Here is a 19727-nt window from a genome sequence, read left to right as displayed (position 1 = left end):
CTCACCGGTACTCCGACAGCCGGCGGCCCACGCCCAGGACCGCCGCCGTGGCCCCCAGCAGGGCCAGCACGGCCGCACCGGCCGCCAGGCCCGTCAGCGCGCCGCGGCCGTCGTCCGCCGCCGTGCGGAACCGCTTCTGTTCCAGGACCAGCGCCTGCCGCAGCCCCGCGTCCACCCGGTCGAACATCTCGCCCGTGCTGTTCTTCTCCCCGATCACCTCGGGCAGCGCGCGGTCGTAGTAGCCGCTCTCGTCGGCCGCGCGGGCCGAGCGGTGCCGCCGCTGCCACTCGGTGACGTCCCGCAGCACCGCCTCGGTCCTCTCCCGGCCCGGCCCGCCCGTCAGCGACCGCGCCCGGCCCAGCAGCCCCTCGGTGTCCGTCTCGCCGTGCCGTTCGCCCACCACGACGCGGCCCGTGAGCCGCTGCATCTCGTCCTGGTAGCCCGCCTCGTAGGCGTCCTCGCCCTCGGCCGTCAGCACCGCGCCGCGCGCCACCAGCGTCAGGCTCTCGTCGCCGCGCGCCTGGAGCGAGGCGATCCGGGCCTCGTTGAGCACCTGGAGCGCCCGCGCGCCGTGGTCGCGCGAGGACGACAGGCCGGCGCTCGCCACACCGTGCCCGGCGGTCAGCCAGAGCAGCGTCACAGTGGCCGCGGCCGTGGCACCCACCAGGCCGTGGTTGAACACCCGGTGCGTCCGCAGGTACGTACGGCGCTGGGCCCAGCCGAGGGCGCCCAGCGCGGCGACGCCCGTGGCGAGGGCGGCCCACGGCCACGCCGTGGCGTCGTCGTAGTCGGACTCCAGCCGCAGGGTCTCCGCCACGTAGAGCGACTGCGCGGCGGGCAGCAGCTGCTCGCGCATCCGGTCGCTGGCGTAGCGCAGGTAGGCGCCGCCCAGCGGCAGGCCCTGCCGGCCGGCCGCGCGCGCCTGCTCGACCAGGCCGGTGTAGACGGGCAGTTGCTCGGTGAGCGTGGCGATCTGCCGGCCCGCGGGCGCGTCGGCGTCCGTACCGGCGGCCGCCTCGGCCAGCAGCCGGGCGGCCACGGATATGTCGTTCTCGTAGCGCTGCCGCACGGCGCGCGGCTCCCGGCCGCCCGCCAGGAAGCCGGTCGCGGCGGCGGTGTCCGCGTCGGCCAGCGAACGGTAGATGTCGGCGGCGTCGGCGCTCAGCGGCTGGCTGTGCGTCACGACGGCGTCGGCGGCGGCCGCCCGCGACGTGACCTGCCAGGCGGTGACCCCGCCGAAGGCGACCAGCAGCGCGGCCAGCGCCGCGCCGATCACCCGGAGCCTGCCCGGCTCGGTGGTGGCCGCGGCTCTCAGCCGGTCCAGCCCCTCCCGCCAGGCGGCGCGCCGCTCGCCCGGATCCGGCTGCGCTCGTGACACGTGACCTCCCCCATGGTCGCCGGCGGCACCCGCACCCCGCCGGCCCCGGCGGGCACACGGGCCCCGGCCAGCAGTATGGCCGCCGGGACCGGTGAGCACACCGGTCGTGCGCCGGTCCTGATGCTCGTGCCGCTCGTGCCGCTCGTGTCGTGACCAGGGCAGGCGCACGGTCGCGACGGGGTCGTCGTGCCGGGCTCCTGCTCCTGTTCACGCGCGGGACGGCTGTTCGGTTCCCGAGCATGCCACGGGGGCGGCGAGCCCGCCCGGCCCGCCGCCCCGGCTGTGGAGAAACGATTCCTCAGCGGTCGTACGTGTAGAACTTCGTGTGGTCGAGCAGGTCGGCCGGGGTGACGTCGTTCCACGGCCGCATCGTGTCGCGCAGGTCCACGACGTTCGCGGTGCCGCCGGTGGGCAGGTAGCCCGAGGACGGGTGCATGCGCTGCCAGTCGGCCCACAGCTTGTCGATGAAGCAGTGGTGCAGCCAGAAGACGGGGTCGTTGGGGGAGACGCCGGAGGACATCTGGCCGCCGATCCAGACGTGGACGCGGTTGTGCAGGTTGGCCCCGCGCCAGCCCTCCAGGTAGTTGCGGAAGCTGCCCTCGGAGGCGCTGTTCCAGGGCGCCGTGTCGTACGTCGTCATGGCCAGCACCGCGTCCACCTCGGCCCGCGTGGGCAGCTGGCGCACGGCGGCGCCCAGCTCGCGCTGGAGGTAGGGACGGTCGTCGACGGAGACGTTGATGTTCCACTTGCCCGTCGCGTAGGCGAACGGCCCGGTGGTGACCTGGGCGTCGCGGCTGCGGCCGGTGCCGCCGAGGAAGTCGGCGCCCCAGATCGAGGAGGTGGTGGTGCGGTCGGCGGTCCAGTCCCAGTAGGGGAGCGTCACCGAGGCGTCGATCTTCTGCAGTTCCTGTTCAAACTGTATGAGGAACCGGCGGTGCCAGGGGAGGAAGGAGGGCGAGCGGTGGCCGACGCGGTCGCTGTTGTCCCGGTCGCTCATGATGAACTCGTTGTGGGTGCGGACGAATTCGTCGTAGCGGCCGGAGCGCTTCAGCTCCAGCACGGCGTTGACGAAGTTGCGCTTCTCGGTGGCGGTCAGGGTCGCCTGGTTCTTGCGCACGGCCATGGTGGTGTCCTCTCGGGTCTCGGGGGTGTGGGCGGCCGGAATCAGGCGGTGGCGATCGGGACGAGCACGGCGCCCCGGAGCTTGTCGACGGCGGCGCGGGTGACCGCGAGCGGGTCCCCGTAGGTCTGGTAGTGGTTGACGACGCTGATCCAGGTGCCGTCGGCGTTCTGCATCAGGTGCAGGTCCTTGCCGTCGATCGTGACGGCGTACCCCCCGTGGTGGGCGGCGTGGCCGCCCTCGACGGGCCGGCCCGTGATGCGCCGGCCCTGGTAGACCTCGTCGAACGGCTGGAGGCCGGGGTCGCCGTGGCCGGTGTGGTCGCCGTGACCGGTGTGGTCCATGGCGGTGGCGGACTGCCCGCTCGCGGCGACGGCCGCGCCGGCCACCGCGAGGCCGGCGGCGGCCGCGGCGGAGCCTCTGAGCAGGGCACGGCGGGTCATGGTCCGGGACATACGGATCCCCCCTCGGGATGTGATCGGTCGGGAGCACGGCCGTCACCGGGGCACGCCAGCCCGCCGCCCCACGCCCCTTTTGGGGACGGTTACAGCGGTTGTTGGTCGTATTTCGTGATCAATCCGTGCGAGGCCGGATGCTTGCACGGGCCCGAGGGAGGGGAGAAATGGTTGGCCTGTATACGGACATTGGGTATATGAATGGTCAACCAGCGTGGATCCAGGAGTTACGGCAACATCCTGTTGTTGACACGGATGTCAGGAACCTGGCACGCCCACGGCCCGGCCCGGCGAAGGATTTACGGGTTGTGCGCCGCGCGCGTGACGATCCTCACGGGCGGAAGATGACCGGAACCCTCCGCACCGGGGGCGGATTCGGGCCACGCCGCGGCGACGTCCCCGGCCAAGATCGCGCCGCCGGAAAACCACGCGACACCGCCCCAAACCGGCTGTTAGTTTCACTGGCCATGGAACCACTGGGCGAAAACGCCATACGCGCCTCCTTCGTCAACTGCTCGAAGGGAGAGGCACGCAGGATCAGCATCCCCCGCGGGCTGGCCGACCTGCCGTGGGAGGACCTGGACTTCCTGGGCTGGCGCGACCCGGGCGCCCCCGACCGGGGCTACATCGTCGCGGAGCGGGCCGGCGAGCTGGTCGGCATCACGCTGCGCGTGCCGCAGGGCGGCCCGCGCAGCTTCACCAAGACGACGATGTGCTCGCTCTGCATGACCGGCCACCCGGGCTCGGGCGTGTCCCTGCTGGCCGCCCGCCGCGTCGGCGAGTCCGGCCGCGAGGGCAACACGGTGGGCGCCTACATCTGCGCCGATCTGGCCTGTCCGCTGTACGTGCGGGGGAAGAAGGTGCCGCTGATGTCGATGCGGTACAAGGAGTCGCTGTCGGTGGAGGAGCGCCTGGCCCGCATGACGGCCAACCTCGACGAGTTCCTCGACAAGGTGTTCCGCGCGGCCTGACCGGGCGCCTCCGTCACCGGCGCCCCCGTCACCGGCAGCTCCGTCACTTGCCCAGCGTGGCGCCCTGCGGCACCGGCGCCGCCGGCGGTATCGGCTGCGTGGCCTGGGCCTGCGGCGACGTGGGGTTGCTCAGCGCCGAGGGCGGGGCCACGGCCGCCGCCGGGTCGGCCGCCGCCGGTGCCCCGTCCTCCACGACGGCCGTCGGGGCGGCCACCCGGATGCCGGCCGCGTCCAGCGCCAGCTTGATCCGCCAGCGCAGCTCGCGCGCGACGGCCGCCGCCTCGCCCGGCATGGTCTTGGCCTGCACCCGCACCACGACCGAGTCCAGCGTCACCGCGTCCAGGCCCATGACCTCGACCGGCTCCCAGATCTTCTCCTTCCACCGGGCGTTCTCGGCCATGGCCGCACCCGCCGCGGAGATCACCGTGCGGGCCCGGTCGAGGTCCTCGTCGTAGCGGAGCGTGACGTCGACCTCGGCCATGGCCCAGCCCTGGCTGAGGTTGCCGATGCGCTTGACCTCGCCGTTCCGCACGTACCAGATGGCGCCGTTGGCCCCGCGCAGCTTCGTCACCCGCAGGCCGACCTCGATCACCGTGCCCTGGGCCACCCCGGCGTCGATCTCGTCGCCGACGCCGTACTGGTCCTCCAGGATCATGAAGACGCCGGAGAGGAAGTCGGTGACCAGGTTCCGCGCGCCGAAACCGATCGCCACGCCCGCCACACCGGCGCTGGCCAGCAGCGGGGCCAGGTTGATCTGGAGCACGGAGAGCACGGTCAGCGCCGCCGTGCCCATGATCAGGAACGAGGCGACGCTGCGCAGCACCGAGCCGATGGCCTCCGAGCGCTGCCGGCGCCGCTCGGCGTTGACGAGCAGGCTGCCCAGCGCGGTGCCGTCGACGGCCTGCGCGGTGCGGTTCATGCGCGCTATGAGCTTGGTGATGCCGCGGCGGATCAAGGAACGCATCGCCACCGCGATCACGATGATCAGAATGATGCGCAGCCCGTTCCCGAGCCAGACGGACCAGTTCTGCTCGACCCAGCCGGCGGCGTCGTTCGCCGTCCGCTGGGCCTCGTCCAGCGAGGCGGGGGTGTGGGGACGGGGCGTCGAGTCTGCGGCCAGGGCAGCGGACCAGAACACAGGCGGGAACCCTCCGGTGTGGGACATGCCGGGCACCCGGTGAGCGGCGCCGGCCGACTCACCACACTAACGGGGCACAGCGGGTCCCTAGCCGATGTGTTCGAGATGGGACAGGTCTTGCGCGTGCGGCGCCGGGATGTGCTCCAAAACACCTGGGGCCCGTTACCCGCTGATGGTGGCGCCGGTGCGGGTGGCCGGGCGACACTTGAGGAGATCGTCCCGGCGCGAGCCACGCGCCGCCGGCGTACAAGGAGGCACCCGTGCCGCACGTCCTGGTCCTCAACGCGTCGTACGAGCCGCTCGGCGTCGTACCGCTCCGCCGCGCGCTCATACTCGTCCTCAATGAGAAGGCCGTCAGCCTCGAGGACTCCGGCGCCTATCTGCACAGCGCGACCTGCACCATCCCCGCTCCCAGCGTCGTCCGGCTGAAGCGCTTCGTGCGGGTCCCCTTTCGGGGCCCCGTCCCGCTCACCCGCCGAGCGCTCTTCGCCCGCGACGGCGGGCGCTGCGCGTACTGCGGTGGCGTCGCAACCAGCGTCGACCACGTCGTCCCGCGCAGCCGCGGCGGCCAGCACTCCTGGGAGAACGTGGTGGCGGCCTGCCGCCGGTGCAACCACGTCAAGGCCGACCGGCACGTCTCGGAGCTGGGCTGGCGGCTGCGCCACCAGCCCGCGCCGCCCACGGGCCTGGCCTGGCGCATCATCGGCACGGGCCACCGGGACCCCCGGTGGTTGCCGTACCTCAAGGCGTACGGCGCCGAGGACGCGATGGCCCGGATCGACGGCGTTTCCGCCTGACGGTCCGGGCCCGGTGCTTTCCGGGGGCCCCGGCGACGGCGCGGGGCCCCCGGACCGCCCGTTCCCGGCTCACTTCACGGCGTACGCCTCCACCCCCCACAGGGAGTAGCCGAAGCGTGTGGCGCGCTTCTCGCCCTGGACGCGGACGAAGCGCGCGTCGGGAGCGTCCATGCGCAGGGTCTCCGTGCCGCCCCGCCCCGAGGTGACGGCGGTCGCGTCCCGCCAGGTGCGGCCGTCCGGCGAGGTCTGCACGCGGTAGCGGGCCGCGTGGGCGTCCTGCCAGTGCAGCACCACGCACCCCAGCCGCACGGGACGGCCCAGGTCGGCCTGCCACCAGGCGTCGTCGGCCGGCGGTGAGGACCAGCGGGTGCGGGGGTCGCCGTCCACCGCCGCCGAGGCGGGGAAGCGGCCCGACTCCTGGCCGGAGGCCGTGGCGCGGGCCCCGCGGGCGAGGTCGGGCCCGGCGGTCGGCGGGTACGTCCGCAGGGTGACCGTCCGCTCCTGCCCGGCCAGCCGCACCGGCACGCTGAACGTCCGCGCCCCGGCGCCCGCCGGCACGGACAGCTCGATCCGGGCCGTGGCCACTCCGCCACGGGCCACGGACACCTCGGAGGGCGCCTTGACGGTGACCCCCTGCGGGGCCTTGACCTCCAGTTTCTCCTTCACCGTGGCCGGCCGCCGGTTGATCATGCGGACCTCGACGACGGCGGGGGAGCCGCCGTCCTCGGCGTCCACGTCGCCGTGCGTGAGCTCGACGTCGGCCTCGGGCGTGTCCGCGAACCACGGGCTGAACTCGTGCACCGCCGGGGGAGGGGTGCCCTCGCCCCAGACCACGCGCAGTGCGTCGGCCTTCATGCCGTTGCCGGGCACCTGTGTCCAGCCGCTGTCCGAGAGCGGGCCGAGCGCCTGCCAGCCCCCCGCCGGGTCGTGCGCCTCCACCGTGCCGCGTGCGCCGGGCGCGGGCGCCGTGAGCAGCGTCACCACCGTCAGGGGGCGCGGCGCGGGCAGCCGCACGCCCAGCGGCTCGCCCGCCTGCGGGGTGACGGCGGTGGCCGGGTCGCCGTCGGTGGCGTTGCCCGCGGTGCGCACCGGCCGGTCGATGCCCGTCCAGCCGTTGGCCCGCGCCAGGGCCTGGTCGAGGAAGGGCGACAGCACGCCCTTGCCCACGGTGGCCCGGCCGGCCGTGATCTGCTCGCGCAGCTGCTGCACGCGCAGCTGGGCGCGCCAGGCCGCCGCGCCGTCGCCGCGCGCCTGGGCGGTGAGCATGTCCACCGCCAGCCCGCCCGCCTCGCCGTACCGGCCCAGCTGCTCCAGCCAGGGCCCGGCCTCGCCGCCCAGCAGCGGCGTCAGCCGCTGCGGCGCGTCGGCCATCGTGCGGAAGGCGGCCCGCAGCTTGCCCGCGGCCTCGTTCGCGCGGCCGGCGTCGGTGCCGGACAGCGCGTCCCAGAAGTCGTCCAGCAGCGGCCGGAGGTACGCCGCCTCCTCGCCGCCGAGCACCGAGGAGGCGTCGTTGCCGGCCAGCGCCCGCAGCGCCTCGCGGACGCCCGTGTCACCGTCCGCCAGGTCCTCCACGGCCGCCCGCCACGACTCCTCGGGCCGGTAGCCGCGCGGGTTCCACGCGTAGTCCGCCGCCGTGAACAGGGGGATGCGGGAGGCGGTGGGCTGCGCCGCGGCGTTGGCCAGCAGCGCCGCGGAGCCGATGGCCACGGCCGGTTCGCGCCCGGTGTACGGGCCGAGGAAGATACGGTCCTGCGCGAAGTCGTTGACGGGGTAGTTGTCCATGGTCACCAGCGGGTGGGCGAAGGCCGCCCGGGCGTCGGCCAGTTCGCCGCCCGTGATGGTCCGCGGCACCACGCCCACGCCCGTCCACGCCACCTCCACCCGCGGGTCCAGCGCGTCGGCCAGCGCGCGCCGGAAGGCCGTGCGCCCGTCCTGGAAGTACTCGGTGGGCAGCAGCGACAGCGGCGCCGCCTCCGGCCCCTTGCGGGCCAGGTGCTCGGCGAGCGCCCCCGCCACCTTGGCCTGGGCCTTCGCGGCGGCCTTCGGCCCGGAGCCGAACTTCTCCGCGTCCGCGTCGCAGTGCCACTCGCTGTAGCTGACGTCCTGGAACTGGAGCTGGAACGCCCGCACGCCCAGCGCCCACATGGCGTCGACCTTGCGCTGGAGGGCCTTGACGTCCGAGGCGGACGAGAAGCACATCGCCTGACCCGGCGCGACGGCCCAGCCCAGCGTGACGTGGTTGCGGCGGGCCCGCTCGGCCAGCTCGCGGAAGGCGGCCCGCTGCCCGGCGGGGTAGGGGTCGCGCCAGCGCGCCTGCCGGTACGGGTCGTCGCCCGGCGCGTACAGGTAGCGGTTCTGCTTGGTGCGGCCCAGGAAGTCCAGCTGGTCCAGGCGCTGCCGCAGCGACCAGGGCTGCCCGTAGAAGCCCTCGGTCAGCCCGCGCACGGACGTCGCCGGCCAGTCCCGGACCACCGCCCCGGCGAACGCCCGGCCGCCGTCGCGGTCCACCACCAGCTGGCGCAGCGTCTGCGCGGCGTGGAACAGCCCGTCGTCGCCGACGCCCGCCAGCGCCACCACCGGCCGGCCGTCGCGCTGCCCGGTGGCCAGCCGGTAGCCGCCGGCCGGCAGGTCGTCGCGGGCGGGTGCGCCCAGGGCGCGCAGGGCGTCCTCGGCCGCCTGCCCGCCCGCGTAGACGATGAGCCCACCGGGCGGCGGGGTGCCGCCGGGCTGGGCGTCGATCACCCGGCGGGCGCCCGCGCCGCGCAGGACGTCGCGGAGGGCCGCGAGGGCGTACGGGTCGGTGCCGGGGTCGGCCATCAGGGTGACCTCGTCGCCCACACGGGCGTACGCGCCCAGCGCGCGCGCCGTCTGCGGGCGCGGCCACACCGGCGGCAGGGCGTCGGCGCTGTCCCGGTCCGGGGAACCGGCGGGGCCCGCGGACGGTGTCGTGTCGCCCGGGCGGGGGTCGGCCAGCGCGTCCGTGGACCCGCCCAGCAGCCCGCCGAGCAGCGCGGCGGCCAGCACGGTGACTCCGGCGCGGCGGTGCCGGCCGGTGAAGGTGAAGGGGAAAGGCGAGCCGAACCGGCCGGTGCCCACGGCGCGCGCGGGCCGCCGCGCGCCCTCTGCCGGCTCCGGGGCGCCCGCCTCCCGTCCGCCGGGTCCGCCGGCGTGGCCGGGGCCGGAGCCCCCGCACCGCACGGAGTGCTCGCTTCCGTAGGAGTGGTCGCTGCCCGGGAACCGCACGGCCTTCTCCTCGTTCTCAATGTCACGTAAGTGTCACGCCCGCTGGGCGACGACCCCATCACCAGGTGCGGAGCGTGTCAACGCAGCTGACCGAACTGCCGGTAATGCCCGCCGTGGACGGCTGCGGAGCCGCACATCCTGCCGTGTGCGACGAGTCCCTGACGGAGCGTGAGGTGTCGCCGCCCCGTCCGCGTGGGTAGGGCTCCGGTGCCCCTCGCGGCGGTCTCCGGAGGTCCCGAATGGACAGAGCGCGCCTGGCCTCGCTGCACGGCGTCGACACCTCCTACGAGCCGGCGCCCGGCCACCGCGTGCCCGTGCCGGAGGACACCGTGGTGGCCGTCCTCGCCGCGCTCGGCGTCGACGCGTCCACGCCCCGCGCCGTACGGGCCGCCCTCGACGCCCACGAGCAGGCCGCCCGCGACCGGCTGCTGCCGCCCACCGTCGTCCTCCAGGAGGGCAGCGGCCGGGAGCTGACCGGCCTGCCCGCCGGCAGCACGGTCCTCGTCGACACCGAGGACGGCCGCACCCTGCCCTGGGCGGAGGCGCCCGCCCTGCCGCCGGGCGGCCACACCCTGCGCGCCCGCACGCCCGACGGCCGGACCGCCGCCGCGGCGCTGCTCGTCGCCCCCGCCCGGCTGCCCCGGCCGCCCGCGCGCGGCCACGGCTTCCTCGTCCAGCTCTACTCCCTGCTGTCCGCCCGCTCCTGGGGCATGGGCGACCTGGGGGACCTCGCCGAGCTCGCCGCCTGGTCCGGCCGCGCCTTCGGCACCGACTTCCTCCAGGTCAACCCCCTGCACGCGGCCGTGCCCGGCCCGCCCACGGACCCCTCGCCCTACCGCCCGTCGTCCCGCCGCTTCCCCGACCCGGTGCACCTGCGCGTCGAGGCCGTACCGGAGTACGCCCTCCTGACCGGCGCCGCCCGCGAGGAGGCCGCGTCCCTCGTGGCCCGTGCCGCGGCCCTGCGGGAGGGCGTACTGCGCGAGGGGGCGCTCATCGACCGGGACGCGGTGTGGGAGCTCAAGCGCCGCGCCCTGGAGCTGGTGCACGCCGTGCCGCCGGGCCCCGGCCGCGGTGCCGCCTTCGACGCCTTCGTCGCCGCCGGCGGCCGGGCCCTGGAGGACCACTGCACGTGGAACGCCCTCGCCGAGGTGCACGGCCCCGACTGGCGCAGCTGGCCCGCCGCGCTGAGGGACCCGCGGTCGGCGGCCACCGCGCGCGCCCGCGACGAGCTGGCGGACCGCGTCGGCTTCCACCGCCGGCTGGCCTGGCTCACCGACGAGCAGCTGGCCGCCGCCCAGCGCGCGGCCCGCGAGGCCGGGATGCGCGTGGGCCTCGTGCACGACCTGGCCGTCGGCGTGCACCCCTCCGGCGCCGACGCCTGGGCCGGGCAGGACGCGTTCGCCGCCGGCATGTCCGTCGGCGCGCCCCCCGACGCGTTCAGCCCGCACGGCCAGGACTGGGGCCTGCCGCCCTGGCGCCCCGACGCCCTGGCCGCCACCGGCTACGGCCCGTACCGCGAGCTGCTGCGCGGCGCGCTGCGGCACGCGGGCGCGCTGCGCGTGGACCACGTGATGGGTCTTTTCCGGCTGTGGTGGGTGCCACAGGGCGGCGAGCCCCGCGACGGCACGTACGTCCGCTACGACGCCGGGGCGATGCTGGCCGCGCTCGCCCTGGAGGCCCACCGCGCGGGCGCGGCCGTCATCGGCGAGGACCTGGGCACGGTCGGGCCGGGCGTGCGCGAGGCCCTGGCCGGGCGCGGGGTGCTGGGGACGTCGGTGCTGTGGTTCGAGCGCGACTACGAGAAGGACGGCGCGCCGCTGGAGCCTGCGCGCTGGCGCACGGACTGCCTGGCCACCGCCACCACCCACGACCTGCCCAGCACGGCGGCCCGCCTGACCGGCGACCACGTCGGGCTGCGGCACCGGCTGGGCCTGCTCACCCGCCCCCTGGAGGAGGAGCAGCAGGAGGACGCGGCGGACCGGGCGCAGTGGCTGGCGCTCTTCGGGCGGCTGGGGCTGCTGCCGGAGGGCCCGGACGACGAGGAGGCCGCGGTGAAGGCGGTGCACCGCTTCCTGCTGCGCACCCCCGCCCGCCTGGTCGGCGTGTGGCTGCCCGACACGGTGGGGGACCGCCGCCCGCAGAACGTGCCGGGCACCTGGGACCAGTACCCGAACTGGCGGCTGCCCGTCGCCGACGCCGCCGGGCGTCCGGTGTCCCTGGAGGAGCTGGCCGCCTCGCCGCGGCTGCACGCCCTGATGGAGGAGCTGCGCGGCCCGCTCGGCCGCCGGTAGAGCAGCCGGCGGAGCAGCCCGTGGAGCCGCAGGTGGCGGCGGGTGCGGGGGCGGGGGGACGCCCATAGGGCACCCCGGCCGCGCGGGCCCGGGAGGTGTCCGCTACGTTGAGGACGTGAGCAATAAGGTCAACAAGAACGCCGTGCGCGCCGGTGCCATCTCGGCCGGCACGATGCTGATGCTGCTGATGTCGTCCCCCGCGTTCGCGCTCACCCGCGACGACGGCGACGACCCGGGCCCCGGTCTGAGCGTCATCAACACGCTCGGCCTCTACGTGGCCGCCCCGATCGTCCTCTTCCTCGTCATCGCCGGCCTGGTCATGGTGATGGCCCGGCGCTCCGACAACCCGGCGACCCACGCCGAGAACACCCACTTCGCGCGCAGCGCACGCTGACGCGCAGGCGCCCCCGCCGCCGGGGGCGCGTGCCGAACGCCGAGGGCGCCCCGGACCGTGCCGGTCCGGGGCGCCCTCTTCGTATGCCGGGGCCCGTCAGGAGGTGGCGGCCGCGTCCGCCGCCTGCGCCTTGAGCGCGCGCTCCACGCCGGCGCGCGACTCCGTCACGAGCCGGCGCAGCGCCGCGTTCGGGCCGGCCGAGGCCAGCCAGGCGTCGGTGGCGTCCAGGGTGGCCTGCGAGACCTGGAGCGCCGGGTAGAGGCCGATGGCGATCTGCTGGGCGATCTCGTGGCTGCGCTTGCCCCACACGTCCTCGACGACCGCGAAGTACTTCTCGGCGTAGGGGGCGATCAGTTCGCGCTGGTCGGCCTGCTGGAAGCCGCCGATCACCGACTCCTGCACCGCGTTGGGCAGGTCGCCGGAGTCGATCACCGAGGCCCAGGCGCGGGCCTTGGCCTCGGCGGTGGGCAGGGCGGCGCGGGCGTACGCGGCGTGCTGCTCGCCGGCCGAGGTGCGGTCGCGCTCCAGCTCGGCGGCGATGGCCTGCTCGTCGGCCCGGCCGGTCGCGGCGAGCCGGATCAGCAGGTCCCAGCGCAGCTCGGTGTCGACGACCAGGCCCTCGACCGTGCTGCTGCCGTCGAGGAGGCCCGCGAGGAGGTCCAGCTGCTCGTCGGTGCGGGCGGCGGCGGCGAAGGCGCGGGCCCAGGCCAGCTGGTGGTCGCTGCCGGGCTCGGCCTTCCGCAGGTGGTCCAGGGCCGCCTCGGTCCAGCGGGCCAGGCCGGTCTCGCGCCAGGTGGGGGCGGCGTACAGCTCCAGCGCGGTCTTCACCTGCCGCTGGAGCGACTGCACGACGCCGATGTCCGACTCCTTGCCGATGCCCGAGAGCACCAGCTCCAGGTAGTCGCGGGTGGCCATCTCGCCGTCGCGGGTCATGTCCCAGGCGGAGGCCCAGCACAGGGCGCGCGGCAGGGACTCGGCGAAGTCGCCGAGGTGCTCGGTGACGGTGGCCAGCGACTCGGCGTCGAGGCGGACCTTGGCGTACGACAGGTCGTCGTCGTTGAGCAGCACGACGGCCGGGCGGGCGCGGCCGGTGAGCTGCGGCACCTCGGTCAGCTCGCCGTCGACGTCCAGCTCGATGCGGTCCGTGCGGACGAGCCTGCCGTCCTCCAGCTCGTACAGGCCGATGGCGATGCGGTGCGGGCGGAGCACCGGCTCGCCCTTGGCGCCGGCGGGCAGCGCGGGGGCCTCCTGCCGGACGGCGAAGGAGGTGATGACGCCCTCGGAGTCGGTGGTGATCCGCGGCCGCAGGACGTTGATGCCCGCCGTCTCCAGCCACTTGCGCGACCAGGTCTTCAGGTCGCGGCCGGAGGTCTCCTCCAGCGCCGACAGCAGGTCGGACAGGCGGGTGTTGCCGTAGGCGTGGCGCTTGAAGTACGCCTGCACGCCGCGGAAGAACTCGTCCATGCCGACGTAGGCGACGAGCTGCTTGAGGACGGAGGCGCCCTTGGCGTACGTGATGCCGTCGAAGTTGACGAGCACGTCGTCCAGGTCGCGGATCTCCGCCATGATCGGGTGGGTGGAGGGCAGCTGGTCCTGCCGGTAGGCCCAGGTCTTCATGGAGTTCGCGAACGTGGTCCACGCGTGCGGCCAGCGGCTGCCGGGGGCGTACGCCTGGCAGGCGATGGAGGTGTAGGTGGCGAACGACTCGTTCAGCCACAGGTCGTTCCACCACTCCATGGTGACCAGGTCGCCGAACCACATGTGGGCCAGCTCGTGCAGGATCGTCTCGGCGCGCACCTCGTAGGCGGCGTCGGTCACCTTGGAGCGGAACACGTACTGGTCGCGGATGGTGACCGCGCCCGCGTTCTCCATGGCGCCGGCGTTGAACTCCGGCACGAAGAGCTGGTCGTACTTGGCGAACGGGTAGGCCAGGTCGAACTTCTCCTGGAACCAGTCGAAGCCCTGCCGCGTGACCTCGAAGATCGCGTCCGCGTCGAGGAACTCGGCCAGCGAGGGACGGCAGTAGATGCCCAGCGGCACGACCTGCCCGTCCTTCTCGTAGCTGCTGTGCACGGCGTGGTACGGGCCGGCGATCAGCGCGGTGATGTAGGTGGAGATGCGCGGCGTCGGCTCGAAGCGCCAGACGTTGTCGGCGGGGCGCTCGGGGGTGGGCGAGTTGGAGATCACGGTCCAGCCCTCGGGGGCCTTCACGGTGAACCGGAAGGTGGCCTTCAGGTCCGGCTGCTCGAAGGAGGCGAAGACGCGGCGGGCGTCCGGCACCTCGAACTGCGTGTAGAGGTACGCCTGGCCGTCGACCGGGTCGACGAAGCGGTGCAGGCCCTCACCCGTGTTGGTGTACGCGCAGTCGGCGACGACCCGCAGCTCGTTCGCCCCGGCGGCCAGGCCCGGCAGCGCGATGCGGCTGTCCCGGAAGACCTCGGCCGGGTCCAGCGGCTTCCCGTTGAGGACGACCTCGTGCACCGCGGGGGCCACCAGGTCGATGAACGACTCCGCGCCCGCCTCGGTGGCCTCGAAGCGCACGGTGGTCTCCGACCGGTAGGTGCCCCCCTCCTGGGCGCCCGAGAGATCGAGGGCGATCTCGTAGGAGTCCACGCGGAGCAGCTTCGCGCGCTGCTGCGCCTCTTCGCGGGTCAGGTTCGTTCCGGGCACCAGGACATCTCCTCATGTGTGCGTTGCGGCGTTCCGGCCATCCTTCCACGCGGGGACCTACGCCGCCCGGACGGCGGCTCGGACTTTGGTCGGATCCCCGGGGGCGCAACGGCCCATGGACAGCAAGTGCTGATAGCGTCTACCTGCAAGTGGATTGCAATAAGCAGCGGAGGGCTCGGCATGGCCATCTACACACTTCCTGAACTCCCGTACGACTACTCGGCGCTGGCCCCGGTCATCAGCCCCGAAATCATCGAGCTGCACCACGACAAGCACCACGCCGCCTACGTCAAGGGCGCCAACGACACGCTCGAGCAGCTCGCCGAGGCCCGCGACAAGGACCAGTGGGGCGCCGTCAACGGCCTGGAGAAGAACCTCGCCTTCCACCTCTCCGGCCACATCCTGCACAGCATCTACTGGACGAACATGAGCGGCGAGGGCGGCGGCGAGCCGCTGGACAAGGACGGCGTGGGCGAGCTCGCCGACGCCATCGCCGAGTCCTTCGGCTCGTTCGCCAAGTTCAAGGCCCAGCTCACCAAGGCCGCGGCCACCACCCAGGGCTCCGGCTGGGGTGTCCTCGCCTACGAGCCGCTCAGCGGCCGCCTGATCGTCGAGCAGGTCTACGACCACCAGGGCAACGTCGGCCAGGGCTCGGTGCCCATCCTGGTCTTCGACGCCTGGGAGCACGCCTTCTACCTGCAGTACAAGAATCAGAAGGTCGACTTCATCGACGCCATGTGGGCGGTCGTCAACTGGCAGGACGTCGCCAAGCGCTACGCCGCCGCCAAGGACAAGGGCAACACCCTCCTGCTGGCCCCCTGAGCCGCAGCCGCCTCCCGCCGACGGCGGGACGGTGCGGGCGGGGCAACCGCAGACCGCCTGCTCGTGATCGTCTTCTCACCCTTCACGTGGCAGGCCCCCGAGAGGCCCTCGTGCGCCACTCCTGGCGCGGGGGGCCTCTCAGGCGTGCCCGAACGCCTCACCGGTGACGGCGAACTCCCGCGCCAGCCCCGTCTCGTGCAGCCGGGCGAACGGGGTGAACGGCACCCCCAGCTCCGAGCCGCCGCGGTCGAAGTTCCACGCCTTGTGCACCGCGAACCGGTAGTCCACGGCCGTACGCCCCCCGGCGTCCACCCGCACCGTCCCGGTCAGCCGGAACTCCGCGCCGCGCAGCGCCAGCCACCAGTCGGTGCTGACCGTGCGGTCGAGCAGCACGTCCCGCCAGCCGCTGTCGGCGGGGTACGCCGCCGGAACCGGCGGGCCGGCGCGCCAGCGGCGCAGCGCCTCGGCGCGCCACCGCTCCAGCTGGGCCTCGGCCGCCGCCCGTACGGCGGGCAGCGCCAGCAGCTCCCCGGCGTCCACCCGGACGGGCGCACCGCTGCCGGCCAGGTAGTGCCGCAGCATGCGGGGCGCCTGGCGCAGGCCCAGCAGGGACCACAGGGGCGGCAGAGCCCGGCAGACGGCGAACGTCAGCAGGTCGTAGGGGCGGACGGGCAGTTCCGCGTAGGAGGCGTTGACGCACGGCGGCTCCGCCTGCGCCCAGCCGCCGTCGCGGCCGATCGGCCGGGTGAGGTCCGTCTGGCCCATACCGGGACACTAAGGGACCTTCCTCGCGCCCGCCCAGCGCAACGGGGCCGAACGCGTCAGCGTCCGGCCCCGCCGCCCGTCCCGCACCCGCCGCCGTGGCTCAGTCGAAGACCGGGCCCTGCGTCCGGGTGCGCTTGATCTCGTAGAAGCCCGGCGTGGCGGCCACCAGCAGGGTGCCGTCCCACAGCCGCGCCGCGGCCTCGCCCTTGGGCGCCGGGGTCACGACGGGGCCGAAGAAGGCCACCTCCGAGCCGTCCGGGCCGGGCACGGCGATCACCGGGGTGCCGACGTCCTCGCCGACCTTCCCGATGCCCTCGGCGTGGGACTTGCGGAGCGCGGCGTCGTACGCGTCGGTGTCCGCGGCGTCGGCGAGGCGGGCGGGCAGGCCGGCCTCCTCCAGCGCGGCGACGAGCGTCTCCCGCTCCCGGGGCAGACCCTGGTTGTGGTACCGGGTGCCCAGCGCGGTGTAGAGGCGGCCCAGCGCCTCCTGGCCGAACTCCTCCTCGGCCGCGATGCACACCCGCACCGGGCCCCACGCCGTCTTCAGGAACTCCCGGTACTCCTCGGGAAGCTCGGGCCTGTTCTCGTTGAGCACGGCCAGGCTCATCACGTGCCACTGCACGTCGACCGGGCGCACCGTGCTCACCTCCTGCATCCAGCGGGAGGTCATCCACGCCCAGGGGCAGGCGGGGTCGAACCAGAAGTGGGCGGTCACTCTCTCGGCGGCCTCGGCCGCGGGCGGGGTGCTCACGGAAAAACTCCTCACTCGAACGTGGACAGTCAGCGATTCAACATCCACAGCCCCTGTCGTCATTCCTGCCGTTCGAAATACGGTGAGGCAGGAAAAGACCAGCAGATCCCCGCAGACCCCACGAAGATTCCCGCAGACCCCGCAGACCCCCGAGGACGAGGAGCCGCCGCCGTGCCCGCTGAGAACCTGACCCGCGAGGAGGCCCGTGAGCGGGCCCGCCTGCTGACCGTGGACGGCTACGAGGTGGCGCTCGACCTCCGGTCCGCGGTCGGTCCGGGCGACGGGACGCGCACCTTCCGCTCGCTCACCACGATCCGCTTCCGGTGCGCGGAGCCCGGCGCGGCCACCTTCGCCGACCTGGTCGCGTCGTCGGTCACCGCCGTCACGCTCAACGGCCGCGCCCTCGACCCGGCGGCCGTCTTCGACGGCGCCCGCATCGCCCTGGCGGATCTCGCCGCGGAGAACGAGCTGGTGGTGGACGCCCAGTGCGCCTACAGCCGGACCGGCGAGGGCCTGCACCGCTTCGCCGACCCCGAGGACGGCGAGATCTACCTCTACACCCAGTACGAGCCCGCGGACGCCCGCCGCGTCTTCGCCAACTTCGAGCAGCCCGACCTCAAGGCACCCTTCACCTTCGCCGTGACCGCCCCGGCCGGCTGGACGGTGCTCAGCAACGGCGAGCAGGACGGCGAGCCCGAGCCCGTCGACGCCACGGCCGCCACCTGGCGCTTCGTGCCCACCCGGCCCATCTCCACGTACATCACGGCCGTCGTCGCCGGCCCGTACCACGTGGTCCGCGACCACTACACCCGTGCGCTGCCCGACGGCGGCACGCTGGAGATCCCGCTCGGCGCCCTGTGCCGCAAGGGCCTCGCCCCGTACTTCGACGCGGACGACATCTTCGAGGTCACCAAGCAGGGCCTGGACTTCTTCCACGACCACTTCGACTACCCGTACCCCTTCGGCAAGTACGACCAGGCGTTCGTGCCGGAGTACAACATCGGGGCCATGGAGAACCCGGGCTGCGTGACCTTCCGCGAGGAGTTCGTCTTCCGCGGCAAGGTGACGCGCTCGTCCTACGAGCGCCGGGCCAACGTCATCCTGCACGAGATGGCGCACATGTGGTTCGGCGACCTGGTCACCATGGAGTGGTGGGACGACCTGTGGCTGAAGGAGTCGTTCGCCGACTTCATGGGCTCCTTCTCACAGGTCGAGGCGACCCGCTTCACCGACGCCTGGACCACCTTCGCCAACCAGCGGAAGGCCTGGGCCTACCGCGCCGACCAGCTGCCCTCCACCCACCCGGTCACCGCCGACATCCACGACCTGGAGGACGCCAAGCTCAACTTCGACGGCATCACCTACGCCAAGGGCGCCTCGGTCCTCAAGCAGCTCGTCGCCTACGCCGGCCGGGACGCGTTCCTCGAAGGCGCCCGGCGCTACTTCAAGCGCCACGCCTACGGCAACACCCGCCTCACCGACCTGCTGTCCGTGCTGGAGGAGACCTCCGGCCGCGACATGACCGCCTGGTCCCGGGCCTGGCTCCAGACGGCCGGCGTCAACGTGCTCACCCCGGTGGTCACCTGTGACGCGTCCGGCCGCGTCACCGAGCTCGCCGTCGTCCAGGAGGCCCCCGAGGAGCACAACCGGCTCCGCCCGCACCGCGTCGCCGTGGGCCTGTACCGGCGGCGCACCCCCGGCGCGCCGCTGGAGCGCTACGCCCGCGCCGAGGCCGACGTCACCGGGGTCCGCACGGTGGTGCGGGAGCTCGCCGGGGCGGAGCGGCCCGAGCTGGTCCTGGTCAACGACGAGGACCTCACCTACTGCAAGGTCCGCTTCGACGAGACCTCCCTGGACACCCTGCGGCAGCACCTGGGCGACATCACCGACCCCCTCGCCCGCGCCCTGTGCTGGTCGGCCCTGTGGAACCTCACCCGCGACGGCCTGCTGCCCGCCCGCGACTACCTGGAGCTGGTGCAGCGCTTCGCCGGCGCCGAGACCGACATCGGCGTCGTCCAGATGGTGCAGTCCTGCGCGAGCGGCGCCCTCGTCCACTACACGGCGCCCGGCCACCGCGAGGACGCCGAGCGGGACCTGGCCCGGGCCGCGCTGCGCGAGCTGCGGCAGGCCGAGCCGGGCAGCGACCACCAGCTCGCCTGGACCCGCTTCTTCGCCGGCCTGGCCGCCACGCAGCCCGACCTCCAGCTGCTGCACTCCCTGCTGGACGGCTCCGCCAAGATCGACGGACTGGACGTCGACCAGGAGCTGCGCTGGACCCTGCTGGGCGCGCTCGCCGCCCGCGGTGCGGCCGGTGAGCCCGAGCTCGCCGCCGAGCTGGCCCGGGACAACACCGCCTCCGGCCGGCGGCACCACGTGCGCTGCCTGGCGGCCCGGCCCGCCGCGCAGGTCAAGGAGGAGGCGTGGGCGTCGGTCGTGGAGTCCGACGCGCTGTCCAACGCCCTGGTGGAGGCCACCATCGCCGGCTTCGACCAGCCCTCGCAGCGCGAGCTGCTCGCGCCCTTCGCGCCGCGCTACTTCGCGGCGCTGGAGCGGATCTGGCAGGAGCGGTCCATCGAGATCGCCATGGCCGTCGTGCGCGGCATGTTCCCCATGCTCCAGGGCGACCGGCGCACGCTGGAGGCCACCGACGCCTGGCTGGCCGGCCATGCCGACGCGGCGCCCGCCCTCCGACGGCTGGTGCTGGAGGCGCGGGACGACCTGGCGCGTGCGCTGCGGGCCCAGGCGCGCGACGCCGGCGCGAGCCGGTAGCCCGCATCCGTACGCCCCTGCCTCCGGCCGGACCCCTCCGGGGAGCTTCGGCCGGAGGAGAGCGCAGGGTAACGGGCCGCGAGGAAGGCGGTACAGGACCGTGACGACCCAACGGGGTTGTCATCGAGCGTCGTCAGATCGCCGTCAAGGGGGTAACCCCGGT

General features: G+C 74.2%; 15 protein-coding genes. 7 read left to right on the top strand and 8 right to left on the bottom strand.

Features of this window, described 5'->3' with window-relative positions:
- Position 1: 1 nt before the first annotated feature.
- A complete protein-coding gene (locus tag IE305_RS08250) occupies positions 2–1378 on the bottom strand; it encodes a GlnX family signal transduction membrane protein (protein ID WP_190128769.1) in 1377 nt (458 codons plus the stop codon).
- Between IE305_RS08250 and IE305_RS08245 the strand changes: the two genes are divergently transcribed.
- Positions 1379–1531: a hypothetical protein gene (locus tag IE305_RS08245; RefSeq protein WP_190128768.1), complete on the top strand. Its 153-nt coding sequence runs from the start codon at positions 1379–1381 to the stop codon at positions 1529–1531.
- A 145-nt stretch (positions 1532–1676) separates the two neighbouring features.
- Here the strand turns inward: IE305_RS08245 and melC2 are convergent, their stop codons facing one another.
- Together melC2 and melC1 are read right to left on the bottom strand one after the other, a co-directional pair.
- Positions 1677–2501 carry a tyrosinase MelC2 gene (melC2, locus tag IE305_RS08240; RefSeq protein WP_190128767.1) on the bottom strand — a complete coding sequence of 275 codons (825 nt, stop codon included), beginning with the start codon at positions 2499–2501 and terminating at the stop codon, positions 1677–1679.
- Positions 2502–2542: 41 nt separating this feature from the next.
- The gene (gene melC1, locus IE305_RS08235; RefSeq protein WP_190128766.1) at positions 2543–2953 is read right to left on the bottom strand and encodes an apotyrosinase chaperone MelC1; all 411 of its coding nucleotides are present in this window, start codon (positions 2951–2953) and stop codon (positions 2543–2545) included.
- Positions 2954–3420: 467 nt separating this feature from the next.
- Here melC1 and IE305_RS08230 point away from each other — a divergent pair, with 467 nt between their 5' ends.
- On the top strand, positions 3421–3924 hold the full coding sequence (locus IE305_RS08230; RefSeq protein ID WP_190128765.1) for an FBP domain-containing protein: 504 nt from the start codon (positions 3421–3423) through the stop codon (positions 3922–3924).
- Between the two features lie 43 nt (positions 3925–3967).
- On the opposite strand, the gene IE305_RS08225 is transcribed toward IE305_RS08230, so the two are convergent.
- On the bottom strand, positions 3968–5062 hold the full coding sequence (locus IE305_RS08225) for a mechanosensitive ion channel family protein (protein WP_190128993.1): 1095 nt from the start codon (positions 5060–5062) through the stop codon (positions 3968–3970).
- A 260-nt stretch (positions 5063–5322) separates the two neighbouring features.
- Here IE305_RS08225 and IE305_RS08220 point away from each other — a divergent pair, with 260 nt between their 5' ends.
- Positions 5323–5859: an HNH endonuclease gene (locus IE305_RS08220; protein WP_190128764.1), complete on the top strand. Its 537-nt coding sequence runs from the start codon at positions 5323–5325 to the stop codon at positions 5857–5859.
- A gap of 69 nt (positions 5860–5928) precedes the next feature.
- Here IE305_RS08220 and IE305_RS08215 read toward each other — a convergent pair whose 3' ends face one another.
- Positions 5929–8880, bottom strand: coding sequence for a glycoside hydrolase family 84 protein (locus IE305_RS08215; RefSeq protein WP_229890743.1), 2952 nt, complete (start codon positions 8878–8880; stop codon positions 5929–5931).
- A gap of 461 nt (positions 8881–9341) precedes the next feature.
- Between IE305_RS08215 and malQ the strand changes: the two genes are divergently transcribed.
- Together malQ and IE305_RS08205 are read left to right on the top strand one after the other, a co-directional pair.
- Positions 9342–11393, top strand: a complete 2052-nt coding sequence (malQ, locus tag IE305_RS08210; protein ID WP_190128763.1) for a 4-alpha-glucanotransferase — start codon at positions 9342–9344, stop codon at positions 11391–11393.
- A 115-nt stretch (positions 11394–11508) separates the two neighbouring features.
- The gene (locus tag IE305_RS08205; RefSeq protein WP_190128762.1) at positions 11509–11787 is read left to right on the top strand and encodes a hypothetical protein; all 279 of its coding nucleotides are present in this window, start codon (positions 11509–11511) and stop codon (positions 11785–11787) included.
- Between the two features lie 96 nt (positions 11788–11883).
- Here the strand turns inward: IE305_RS08205 and pepN (IE305_RS08200) are convergent, their stop codons facing one another.
- Positions 11884–14457, bottom strand: coding sequence for an aminopeptidase N (gene pepN, locus IE305_RS08200; protein WP_190128761.1), 2574 nt, complete (start codon positions 14455–14457; stop codon positions 11884–11886).
- Between the two features lie 180 nt (positions 14458–14637).
- On the opposite strand from pepN (IE305_RS08200), the gene IE305_RS08195 reads away from it, so the two are divergent.
- Positions 14638–15279 (top strand): superoxide dismutase, encoded by a 642-nt coding sequence (locus IE305_RS08195; protein WP_190128760.1) that lies wholly within the window; start codon positions 14638–14640, stop codon positions 15277–15279.
- A gap of 138 nt (positions 15280–15417) precedes the next feature.
- Here IE305_RS08195 and IE305_RS08190 read toward each other — a convergent pair whose 3' ends face one another.
- Positions 15418–16044, bottom strand: a complete 627-nt coding sequence (locus IE305_RS08190; protein WP_190128759.1) for a hypothetical protein — start codon at positions 16042–16044, stop codon at positions 15418–15420.
- Positions 16045–16144: 100 nt separating this feature from the next.
- Complete coding sequence (locus IE305_RS08185; protein WP_268255880.1) at positions 16145–16795, bottom strand: mycothiol-dependent nitroreductase Rv2466c family protein; 651 nt, start codon at positions 16793–16795, stop codon at positions 16145–16147.
- A gap of 171 nt (positions 16796–16966) precedes the next feature.
- Here IE305_RS08185 and pepN (IE305_RS08180) point away from each other — a divergent pair, with 171 nt between their 5' ends.
- Complete coding sequence (gene pepN / locus IE305_RS08180) at positions 16967–19564, top strand: aminopeptidase N (RefSeq protein ID WP_190128757.1); 2598 nt, start codon at positions 16967–16969, stop codon at positions 19562–19564.
- Positions 19565–19727 lie beyond the last annotated feature (163 nt).

The sequence above is a fragment of the Streptomyces mashuensis genome (genome assembly GCF_014654785.1).
GTDB lineage: Bacteria > Actinomycetota > Actinomycetes > Streptomycetales > Streptomycetaceae > Streptomyces > Streptomyces mashuensis.
The sequence above is the reverse complement of the archived record's forward strand: the minus strand, read 5'-3'. Positions and strand labels throughout refer to the sequence as shown.